Source organism: Providencia sp. PROV109 (assembly GCF_033681625.1).
Classification (GTDB): domain Bacteria; phylum Pseudomonadota; class Gammaproteobacteria; order Enterobacterales; family Enterobacteriaceae; genus Providencia; species Providencia hangzhouensis.
Genome location: NZ_CP096320.1, coordinates 4,333,230 through 4,344,741, shown reverse-complemented (window position 1 = coordinate 4,344,741; position 11,512 = coordinate 4,333,230). Strand labels below are relative to the sequence as shown.

Genomic DNA, 11,512 nt, shown 5'->3' with positions numbered 1-11,512 from the left:
TTGCTTTCCGGCACATGTAAGCACTGGGATTTGGGGAGAGTGTCTTTGAATACTCACCTGACAGGTCTAACTCCGACAGGAGCATTTTGTGAAAGACTTAATAAAGTTTCTGAAAGCGCAAACCAAGACCGAAGAGTTTGATGCTATCAAGATTGCTCTGGCATCACCTGATATGATCCGTTCATGGTCATTCGGTGAAGTTAAAAAGCCAGAAACCATTAACTACCGTACGTTCAAACCTGAGCGTGACGGTCTTTTCTGTGCGCGTATTTTCGGGCCAGTAAAAGACTATGAATGTCTGTGCGGTAAGTACAAACGTTTAAAACACCGCGGTGTGATTTGTGAGAAGTGTGGCGTAGAAGTTACACAGACCAAAGTCCGTCGTGAGCGCATGGGTCACATTGAACTTGCATCTCCGACTGCACACATTTGGTTCTTAAAATCACTGCCATCCCGTATCGGTTTGCTGCTCGATATGCCACTGCGTGATATTGAACGCGTTCTGTACTTTGAATCATATGTAGTTGTTGAAGGCGGTATGACTAGCCTTGAGCGTGCACAGATTCTGACAGAAGAGCAATATTTAGATGCGCTGGAAGAGTTCGGTGACGAATTTGATGCGAAAATGGGTGCGGAAGCAATCCAAGGCCTGCTGAAAAACCTCGATCTTGAGAACGAGTGTGAAACGCTGCGCGAAGAGTTAAACGAAACTAATTCTGAGACTAAGCGTAAGAAGCTGACTAAGCGTATCAAACTGCTGGAAGCATTTATTCAATCTGGTAACAAACCAGAGTGGATGATCTTAAACGTATTACCAGTATTACCACCGGATCTGCGTCCATTAGTTCCACTGGATGGTGGTCGTTTCGCAACATCAGATCTGAACGATCTGTATCGTCGCGTAATCAACCGTAATAACCGTCTGAAACGTCTTCTGGATCTGGCTGCGCCAGACATCATCGTACGTAACGAAAAACGTATGCTGCAAGAAGCGGTTGACGCCCTGTTAGATAACGGTCGTCGTGGTCGCGCAATCACTGGTTCTAACAAACGTCCTCTGAAATCTTTGGCAGATATGATCAAAGGTAAACAAGGTCGTTTCCGTCAGAACTTACTTGGTAAGCGTGTTGACTACTCAGGTCGTTCTGTTATCACCGTAGGTCCATACCTGCGCCTGCATCAGTGCGGTCTGCCGAAGAAAATGGCTCTTGAGTTATTCAAACCATTTATCTATGGCAAATTAGAATTACGTGGTCTGGCTACAACCATTAAAGCTGCGAAGAAAATGGTTGAGCGCGAAGAAGCGGTTGTTTGGGATATCTTGGATGAAGTCATCCGTGAACACCCAGTCATGTTGAACCGTGCACCAACACTTCACCGTCTGGGTATCCAAGCTTTCGAACCTATTCTTATCGAAGGTAAAGCTATCCAATTGCACCCACTCGTTTGTGCGGCATATAACGCCGACTTCGATGGAGACCAAATGGCGGTACACGTTCCTCTGACTCTGGAAGCTCAGTTAGAAGCACGTGCGTTGATGATGTCAACCAACAACATCCTGTCACCTGCAAGTGGTGAGCCGATCATCGTTCCTTCTCAGGACGTTGTATTGGGTCTTTACTACATGACACGTGACTGCGTAAACGCGAAAGGCGAGGGCATGGTATTAGCCGGTCCTAAAGAAGCTGAGCGTGTTTACCGTTCAGGTCATGCATCACTGCATGCCCGCGTTAAAGTCCGTATCACTGAAGAAGTAAAAGATTCGGAAGGTAACATTACAATCAACACTGGTTTAGTTGACACCACTGTTGGTCGTGCAATTTTATGGATGATCGTACCGAAAGGTCTGCCTTATGCTCTGGTAAACCAAGCGTTAGGTAAGAAAGCTATCTCCAAAATGCTGAACACCTGTTACCGTGTTCTGGGCCTGAAGCCTACTGTTATTTTTGCTGACCAAATCATGTATACCGGTTTTGCCTATGCGGCACGTTCTGGTGCATCAGTTGGTATCGACGATATGGTTATTCCAGAGAAAAAAGCTGGGATCATCGCCGAAGCAGAAGCTGAAGTTGCAGAAATTCAGGAACAGTTCCAGTCTGGTCTGGTAACAGCAGGCGAACGTTACAACAAAGTTATCGATATCTGGGCAGCAGCAAACGAACGTGTTGCTAAAGCGATGATGGAAAACTTGTCGACTGAAGCGGTTATTAACCGTGATGGCGTCGAAGAACAACAAGTTTCTTTCAACAGTATCTTTATGATGGCCGACTCCGGTGCTCGTGGTTCTGCAGCTCAGATTCGTCAGCTAGCAGGTATGCGTGGTCTGATGGCTAAGCCAGATGGCTCCATCATCGAAACACCAATCACGGCAAACTTCCGTGAAGGTCTGAACGTTCTTCAGTACTTTATCTCTACGCACGGTGCGCGTAAAGGTCTTGCCGATACCGCATTGAAAACAGCGAACTCCGGTTATCTGACTCGTCGTTTAGTTGACGTTGCACAGGACTTGGTTGTGACTGAAGACGACTGTGGAACTCATGAAGGTATCCTGATGACTCCGGTTATCGAGGGTGGCGACGTTAAAGAACCACTGCGTGAGCGTGTATTGGGTCGTGTGACTGCAGAAGATATCCTGATCCCAGGAACGGCAGACATTCTGGTTCCACGTAATACATTACTGCACGAAAAACTGTGTGACCTGTTAGAAGCTAACTCAGTCGACAGCGTTAAAGTTCGTTCAGTTGTAAGTTGTGAAACTGACTTCGGTGTGTGTGCTCACTGTTATGGTCGTGACCTTGCTCGTGGTCATATCATCAATAAAGGTGAAGCTATCGGGGTTATCGCGGCACAGTCAATCGGTGAGCCGGGTACACAGTTAACGATGCGTACGTTCCACATCGGGGGTGCGGCATCTCGTGCGGCGGCAGAATCTAGCATTCAAGTCCGTAACACAGGTACCCTGAAACTGGTTAACGCTAAATTCGTTACGAACTCAGAAGGCAAACTGGTTATTACTTCACGTAATACAGAACTGCGTCTGATTGATGAATTCGGTCGTACGAAAGAAAGCTATAAAGTCCCTTACGGTGCGCACTTGACGAAAGGCGATGGCGATGCAGTAACGGGCGGTGAAACTGTTGCGAACTGGGATCCACATACAATGCCAGTTGTCAGTGAAGTATCGGGTATTATCAGCTTCTCTGACATGCTTGATGGCCAAACAATGACGCGTCAGACTGACGAATTAACCGGTCTGTCTTCAATCGTTGTTCTGGATACTGCGGAACGTACCAGTGGTGGTAAAGACCTGCGTCCTGCACTACGTGTTATTGACGCAAATGGTAACGATGTTCTTATTCCTAACACGGACATGCCTGCTCAGTACTTCTTACCGGGTAAAGCAATTGTTCAGTTAGATGATGGCATCGCAATCAACGTCGGTGATACCTTAGCGCGTATTCCACAAGAATCTGTGGGTACTAAAGATATCACGGGTGGTCTACCACGCGTAGCTGACTTGTTCGAAGCACGTCGTCCGAAAGAGCCTGCAATCTTGGCTGAAATCAGCGGTATTATCTCGTTTGGTAAAGAAACCAAAGGGAAACGTCGTCTGGTTATCACACCATTAGATGGTAGCGATCCGTACGAAGAGATGATCCCTAAATGGCGTCAACTCAACGTGTTCGAAGGTGAGATCGTTGAACGTGGTGACGTGGTTTCCGATGGTCCAGAATCTCCACACGATATTCTGCGTCTGCGTGGTGTCCATGCTGTTACGCGTTATATCACTAACGAGGTTCAGGAAGTTTACCGCTTACAAGGCGTTAAGATTAACGATAAACACATTGAAGTTATCGTTCGTCAGATGCTGCGTAAAGTGACTATCGCGGATGCAGGAAGTTCTGAATTCCTCGAAGGTGAACAAGTCGAGTACTCACGTGTTAAAGTTTCTAACCGTAAACTGGAACAAGAAGGCAAAATTCCAGCGAACTTTGCTCGTGACCTGTTGGGTATTACTAAGGCATCTCTGGCAACAGAATCCTTTATCTCAGCAGCATCGTTCCAAGAAACGACACGCGTACTGACTGAAGCCGCAGTTGCGGGTAAACGTGACGAATTACGTGGTCTGAAAGAAAACGTAATTGTTGGACGCCTGATCCCAGCAGGTACTGGTTTTGCGTATCACCAAGACCGTATCCGCCGCCGTCATCTGAACGATGTTGTGGATGCACCACAAGTCAGTGCAGACGAAGCAACAGCAAACTTAGCTGAGCTGTTAAATGCAGGTTTTAGCAGTGACAACCAGAACTAATTTCTGATTTCACTGTAAAACGCCTGACAAAAGCCAGTGCCGAAAGGTACTGGCTTTTTTTTATGTCTTAGGTTTATCTGAATATGTAACGCGTATTTCTATTTTTAAAATATATCCAGCAGTAAAAAAAATGAATAATAAATTGCTTGGCTAAAAATAAACGGTAATAAAAATTATTTTTAAATTATTTAATAGGAATAAATAAAAGGAATATGCGATGGATAAAAAAAAGACAAATGAACAGGTTGATGTGAATCAAGCTAATCTCTCGGCTTATCATGGAATATTATCAGACTCATTAGGGGCCATAAATACATCTCAGATAGTGACGGGAAACGGGCAAATTGCATTAGATTTAGTTGTTGTTATTGATACTAGTGGCTCAATGTCTGATGAGGCAGGGGATTTAAGTAAACAGATTGATGCGACGATTGAGGCGGCATCAGCAAAGTGTCCATCCCACCTTCGGGCGACATTTTTAGGTATCGAAGGGACTTGGGCAAATACGAAGTTTGATCAATCTGCCAGTGAATATTTAATTAAGATCGGTGCGAACGAAAGGGATCTGCAAGCAAGATTACCGTTTAAAGAATCCGATGGGCGAGATCATGCTGGAAATAAAGAAGATTTATGTCGTGCGGTTATTGATATTAGTAAACACTTTGATTGGCGAGATGATGCGCGTAGGGCTATTTTTGTGCTGGGTGATGAAGGGATGGAAGGTGGCGGTGGAATTCTTACTCGTGCTGCGATTGCAAAAAATAATGAAGCCATATCTGTCGCTCAAGAAAGAGGAATTAAGGTGTATACCTACCAAGGTACACCGGATGATAGCCCAACAAATCTAGATCGTTTTCCGACTCTTGCTGATAGAGATAACGTGACGAGGGAGTATGAACGACTAGCCAAAGAAACCGACGGACGTGCGTACATTTACACCACAGGGATTGCAAATTTCTCGTTGGTTTTACAGGAAATATTATGTGATAGCTTAATACCACCAGCCAAACCAGATCGAAGGCTTTCAGAGTGTGATTCTGTCTGTGAAAACTTGCCACTCATTATAAATACTGTGAATACATTGTCTGATATTATAAAAAAGACCATAGATTCTTGCTGCCCTGATCCCAAGCATGATGACCACTCAGATTGTCAGTGTAAACATTAGAATTGGTTAGCTAGAAAAAGTAAAAGCGGGAATATTTCCCGCTTTAATTATGTGAATGATAAATATAGTAATTAGTAAAAAATACCAATGATCGCACAGTGAGCCACAAAACCTACCATCAGCGGCACGGCGGTTCGTTTTACCACATCAAATGGCTGCAGTTTTGCACCACTGGATACGGCAATGATTACCCCCGCGACTGGGGACATACCTCGGCCCATGTGTGAGGCTTGTTGCATTGGTAAAATCATTGCAATAGGGTTAACGCCCATACTATGTGCAATTTGTGGAATTAACTCAACGAACGCGAGGAATGGCGCATTACCTGAACCCATAATAATAGCAGCGGCAAGTGTGACGAGTGCGAACACAATCGCCATGGCAAATGGTGGCAAGCCGACGGATTCAGCACCTAAAATCAGTTGGTCAATTGCTCCACTGACTTTAATACCATGAGCGAACACTCCAGCGGCAACCAATAAGCCGACCACATTACTGAATGCATGACCCATACCATTTAGAAATGTTTGGAAGCCATTACAAACCGCTTTAAAATTACGTACGCGAAGTGTTTCAATCACCATGCAAATTGCCATCGCAATCAGCACGATAGTCACAACATCTAAGTGAATACCGGAAAAGAACAAATTGGACGTTCCCACCGCCATAATAATGGGGAGCATAGGAAGAAGTGCATAATATCCAGGAACTGACTTAGTAATTTCTTCTTTTTCATGTGACTGAACGGCTTTACCAATTTCAGGTACGAAACCTTGTTTTCGGTCACAGTGACGTTGCCAGAAAATATGGGTAATGCCGACGACCAATACAGTGGCTAATGCCGCTGGCCCTTGATAGTAAAGCACATACTCAACGACAGACATATCGACCGCTTTCGCACCACGAATGGCATCAATCGCGGTTGGTGTATAAGCCACCCCAAGAGAAGTTGCGATAACCCCAGCCGCAGAAGCAGGTGATAATCCCAAACCAATCATAATTGGGAACATGGTTCCCATTAACAACACTGCTAAGCCTGTTGCTGATGGGATAGCTAATTGCAAGATACTTGCCAGCAAGAAAGAGAAAAATAGCAGTACATAAGGTGAACGCATATTTTTCAGTGGTTTAGTTGCAACACGTACTACCGCTTCATTGGCACCGATATGGTCCATATAGTGCGCAAAGCCCATCAATGCCATGATCATTAAACCGAGATCCGCTGCGCGGCTACTGAATAAATCTCGCATGACTTCAAATGGGTCGAGCCAAGTGATACCAGTGGTGGCGACATTTTTAGGGAGGATTGGACCCCAGCCAAGGGCTAGGGTGAATATCATCAATACTAAGCCAGCGATTAATAGTACTGGCTCAGCTTTGTACCCCTTTAAAATAAATCGCGCAACCAAAACAACGATAATCAGAACCGTTAGAATTGGGATCATGCTTTAGCTCCTGGTTTGAAGCGTTCTGCGGTGATTTGTACCACTTGTTTTAATACATCGCTGGCGGCATGTAGGGATTTAACGGGTAAATATTCATAGATTGAATGGAAGTTATGTGCGCCTGTGAAGATATTAGGGCAAGGCAATCCATTTTGCGATAATGCAGCTCCATCATAACCCCCACGCATAGGAATGACTTTTGGTGTGATACCACAAGCTTGGTAGGCATCAACGGCAATATCAATAGGGTAACGGTTATCACCTTGTAGGCTATTGTAAACGTTAGAGTAGCGGTCTGATAGCTTACAAACAACACTTTCGCTTCCCCAAAGGCTTTCGCAGCTCTCTGCTAATTGTTTTAAGAAAGCCATACGTTTGCGATAGCCGTCTTCGGTAAAATCACGCACATCCATTTTTAAAACAGTACGGGCGCTGTTACCTGACATTTGTTTCACCCAATAATAGCCTTCGCGTCCATCGGTATACTCAGGAGCTTCACCACCCGGTAACATGGCAATAAATTTTTGTGCCATTAATAATGAGTTAACCAGTTTGCCTTTTGCGGACATTGGATGAGCCGATTTACCCGTAAAGATGATTTCGGCATCACCTGCGTTCCAGTTTTCATACACCAGTTCACCGATACCGCAGCAGTCTAAGGTATAGGCAAAATCAGCACCAAACTCTTTAACATCAAAGACTTTTGCGCCACGGAGGCCTTGCTCTTCATCTGGAACGAAACCAATTTTAATGGTGCCGTGCTTAATTTCTGGATTTTGCTTAAAGTATTGCAGCATATCCATGATAGAGGCAATTGCCGCTTTATCGTCAGCACCTAATAGGCTAGTTCCATCAGTGACAATTATGTCATCACCAATGTAATTCACTAATTCAGGGAACTCACTCTTACGTAGATAAATATTAAGTTCTTTATTCATGCATAAATCTTCACCGGTGTATGGCAAAATTTGTGCTTTAGTATCATTGGTTTGTTCTGCGCTAGTGTCTAAATGGCCGAAGAAAGCGACGGTTGGGACATCATAATCAAGATTGGAAGGCAAAGTTGCGGTGACAATAGCTGTGTCACGCAGCTTAATATCTTCAACGCCCAGAGCTTCTAATTCTTGGACCAGCTGTTTCGCAAGGACGCGTTGTCCTTCTGAGGAAGGCATAATTCCTGCCGCACCCTTTTCCCTATCAGTGGTGGTGTTAATTTTGGTATAAGAAATAAACCGCTCAACAATATTCATTCTTTTTATTCCCCAGCATCTTATAGAATGCGTTTTACATTAGTTATATCTGTGGCTGTAATTTCATTTCACAGTATTATTCTTGTATCACAATTAAAGATATTCTGAATATCAGACCTGTTGAATTTTTCTAAGAAATGCTAGTGAGAATATAAAATTGATAATTAATAGTGGCATTATTCGAATAATGAATTAAAATGGGCGACTTTACTCCTGCCTTATTTTTCGTCTTAAATAATATTGTTAAATTATTGATATTAAATCGTACGAATATTCTTTCGTAATGTGTTTTTTATTTAACACCTTATTTTAAACTTATCCTATCTTAAATTTAATTAATATATATTGCTGTTAGATGTTCAAAAGATAATTTTTCCTAGAAATAAAAATTTTTAATTAGCAAAATTAATAGAAAATTAGATGGAATGAATGCTTAAAATCATATTTTGATATTTTATTTCTTTGCCTTTCATTTAGATAATTGAATCAATTTTATACTGACTGTTTTTTGCAGGATGGTGATAAAAATTTTCTTTTGTCTTGTTTCGTATTACCTCTACTTTTTTGCATTGAAAGCAAATGAAGATTTACTGGCAGGTATTTCTTCGTCATTTGATATGTAATTTTCAAGCAAAATTTTACTTCTGTGCTCAGCATCTCTGAATTATTTATTTTTATTAAAAATCAGCATGTTAATTTTGATTGCCATAAGTTTGCATCATATCTTTATTGTGGGGAAATTGACTTATTTTCTACGAATTGATTACTTTTTGTGATCTCCACTTGAATTTTGATATTTTCGATCACTTACTTTTTGATATTATACAAAAGTATAAATAATATGTATTAATCAAAAACGAAAGAAAACGTAAACAAAAGAGGATGAAGCAATGACTGTTTCGCGCAGAACCTTTATAAAAGGATTAGCAGCCAGCGGTGCAGCAATGTCGGTTTCTAGTCCCATTTTAGCCAATGATGGAAAACCTTCAAATATTAAGCCTTACCGACCCGATAACGCCCCTAACTTATTGATAGTATTCCCTGATGAGATGCGTGCCCATGCATTACAATTTATGGGAGAAGACCCGTCAATTACCCCTAATTTAAATAAGTTTGCCAAACAAGCGAAAGTCATGACGCAGATGGCATCCAATTACCCATTATGTTCCCCATTCCGTGGCATGTTTATGACTGGGCAATATCCTGTTCGTAACGGTATTACAGGCAACGCACATGATTATGGTGGAAAGGTAGGGATTGATTTATCACCTTATGCCAATTGTTGGTCTGATGTTTTGAAATCATTGGATTACAGCACGGGATATATTGGTAAATGGCATTTAGATGCGCCATATGCACCTTTTATTGAAAGCTATAATAACCCAATGGAAGGTCGTTATTGGAATGAATGGGCTGCTCCAAACCGCCGCCATGGCTTTGATTTTTGGTACTCCTACGGCACATATGATCTGCATATGAAACCGATGTATTGGGCCAATAATACACCACGGGAAAAACCGATTTATGTAGACCAATGGGGACCAGAGCACGAAGCGGATATGGCTATAAAATTCTTACAAAATAAAAATGGGCAGTACCGTGATAATACCAAGCCATTTGCGCTGGTTGTTTCTATGAACCCTCCGCATTCACCGTATGACCAAGTTCCACAAAAGTATCTCGATGCCTATAAAGGAAAAACCTCGCAAGAGTTAAATACTCGGCCAAATGTTAAATGGGATGTGGAATACCAAGAAGGCTATGGACCTCAATATTTCAAAGAATATCTGGCGATGGTAAACGGCGTTGATGAACAATTTGGTCGCATCGTTGATGAGCTTGAAAAACAAGGGCTTGCGGATAATACATTGGTTGTTTTCTTCTCTGATCATGGTAGTTGTCTTGGTGCAAATGGCCAGCCGACAAAAAATAACCCTTATGATGAGTCGATGCGTGTTCCGATGATGTTTCGGTTACCGGGTAAAATTCAACCAGGGCAAGATGATGCATTAATGTCAGCGCCGGATATCTACCCAACGATTCTAGGTTTGTTGGGGTTAGAGCAATGGATCCCTGGTTCAGTTGAAGGAAGTAATTTAGCTGAACGTGTAGTCACTGGTGAGGGGGAAGTCGCTAACTCTCAACTTTATTTATTTATTCCGTATGGTGAACCTTCGTTTGGTAAACGTGGCGTGAGAACGAAAACGCATACATTGGTTATTGACCGTCAGGATGGGCAACCACTGAAATATACGCTTTATGATAATGTAAATGATCCTTATCAAATGAAAAATGTGGCAGATGAGAACAAACCCATTATTGATAAATTAATTAAAGAAGAGCTTATACCGTGGTTAGAAAAAACCGGTGATTCTTGGAGACCAACAGAGTTTATTACAGCAACAACAAATAAATTAAATAAAAAAGTTTCAGCTTGTGAAGTTAAATAAATCATTTTTTGCCACCTAATAAACTAGGTGGCATTAATTAAAAAAATGAAAATATTATTCTCTAATAAAACAGGGAATCACTATCCTCGTGCTTAAATAGTACACAGCTTTGGAATAAAGATAATGAAAAAATTAATTATTGCTAGTGCAGTGTTATTTTCAATTTCATCACAATATGCTCTCGCAAATAACTATAAAACAACAATTGAATATCGTCATCAATATTTAGATGCATCAGGGAAAAGCGGAGATAGAATTAAAGCTTTTTTGGATACAGGGAAAAATATTGGATTTGAGTTAGATGCACGCTATGGAAATAAAGATGGTGCTTATGACGCAATGAAAATTGATGGTTCGGAATTTTCAGCTTTTTATTATACAAAATTGAATCCAAATTTAGTGGGGCTTGTCGGTGCTTCTCTTGATTTCGATAAATTAGGTTTAGTTTATGTTCCTTATGTTCGTTTAAATTATACATTCGATAATGGTATTCGTTTACAAGGCCGTTATAAATGGAAAGTGTGGGATTATGGTCAAGTAGGAGAAAATGGCAGTAATTATCACTCTAAAATCCAAGAGTTTGATAGCTGGATAGGTTACAAATGGGGTAACTTAGATTTACAGTATCAATTGGATTTAATGTGGGAAATGGCTGACAACGCTCAACCTCTTTACAATGATAAAAAATTCGATTATCAACACAACGTTCGCCTTCGTTATGATATTAAAGCAGATGATGGTGCGTTATGGCGCCCATTTGTTGAAGTGGGCAATGTGAAAGAAAATAGGTTTTCAAGTGACCGTCAAACACGATTCCGTGTGGGTATTCAATATACTTGGTAATATCATTTTCATATAAATATATATTTGCCCACGAGTGATCGTGG

At 41.8% G+C, this 11,512-nt stretch carries 6 protein-coding genes; 4 read left to right on the top strand and 2 right to left on the bottom strand.

Annotated features, from left to right (window positions below; translation table 11 throughout):
- Positions 1–88 precede the first annotated feature (88 nt).
- Both rpoC and M1F25_RS20205 read left to right on the top strand, forming a co-directional pair.
- On the top strand, positions 89–4,312 hold the full coding sequence (rpoC, locus tag M1F25_RS20210) for a DNA-directed RNA polymerase subunit beta' (RefSeq protein WP_004264390.1): 4,224 nt from the start codon (positions 89–91) through the stop codon (positions 4,310–4,312).
- A 217-nt stretch (positions 4,313–4,529) separates the two neighbouring features.
- Positions 4,530–5,480: a hypothetical protein gene (locus M1F25_RS20205; protein WP_004264394.1), complete on the top strand. Its 951-nt coding sequence runs from the start codon at positions 4,530–4,532 to the stop codon at positions 5,478–5,480.
- Between the two features lie 71 nt (positions 5,481–5,551).
- On the opposite strand, the gene dcuC is transcribed toward M1F25_RS20205, so the two are convergent.
- Both dcuC and pepT read right to left on the bottom strand, forming a co-directional pair.
- On the bottom strand, positions 5,552–6,925 hold the full coding sequence (dcuC, locus tag M1F25_RS20200) for a C4-dicarboxylate transporter DcuC (protein WP_004264398.1): 1,374 nt from the start codon (positions 6,923–6,925) through the stop codon (positions 5,552–5,554).
- On the bottom strand, positions 6,922–8,175 hold the full coding sequence (pepT, locus tag M1F25_RS20195) for a peptidase T (RefSeq protein ID WP_004264401.1): 1,254 nt from the start codon (positions 8,173–8,175) through the stop codon (positions 6,922–6,924). The genes dcuC and pepT overlap by 4 nt, the downstream gene beginning before the upstream one ends.
- Before the next feature lie 890 nt (positions 8,176–9,065).
- Here pepT and M1F25_RS20190 point away from each other — a divergent pair.
- Both M1F25_RS20190 and M1F25_RS20185 read left to right on the top strand, forming a co-directional pair.
- Entirely contained in the window at positions 9,066–10,625 is a 1,560-nt protein-coding gene (locus M1F25_RS20190) for a sulfatase-like hydrolase/transferase (protein WP_004264409.1), read from the top strand.
- Between the two features lie 123 nt (positions 10,626–10,748).
- Complete coding sequence (locus tag M1F25_RS20185; RefSeq protein ID WP_004264412.1) at positions 10,749–11,468, top strand: oligogalacturonate-specific porin KdgM family protein; 720 nt, start codon at positions 10,749–10,751, stop codon at positions 11,466–11,468.
- Positions 11,469–11,512: the final 44 nt, after the last annotated feature.

What these genes read in the sequence shown, in the direction of transcription:
- M1F25_RS20205 (WP_004264394.1), top strand. Translation starts at nt 4,530, where the DNA reads ATGGATAAAAAAAAGACAAATGAACAGGTTGATGTGAATCAAGCTAAT.
- dcuC (WP_004264398.1), bottom strand. Translation starts at nt 6,925, where the DNA reads ATGATCCCAATTCTAACGGTTCTGATTATCGTTGTTTTGGTTGCGCGA.
- pepT (WP_004264401.1), bottom strand. Translation starts at nt 8,175, where the DNA reads ATGAATATTGTTGAGCGGTTTATTTCTTATACCAAAATTAACACCACC.
- M1F25_RS20190 (WP_004264409.1), top strand. Translation starts at nt 9,066, where the DNA reads ATGACTGTTTCGCGCAGAACCTTTATAAAAGGATTAGCAGCCAGCGGT.
- M1F25_RS20185 (WP_004264412.1), top strand. Translation starts at nt 10,749, where the DNA reads ATGAAAAAATTAATTATTGCTAGTGCAGTGTTATTTTCAATTTCATCA.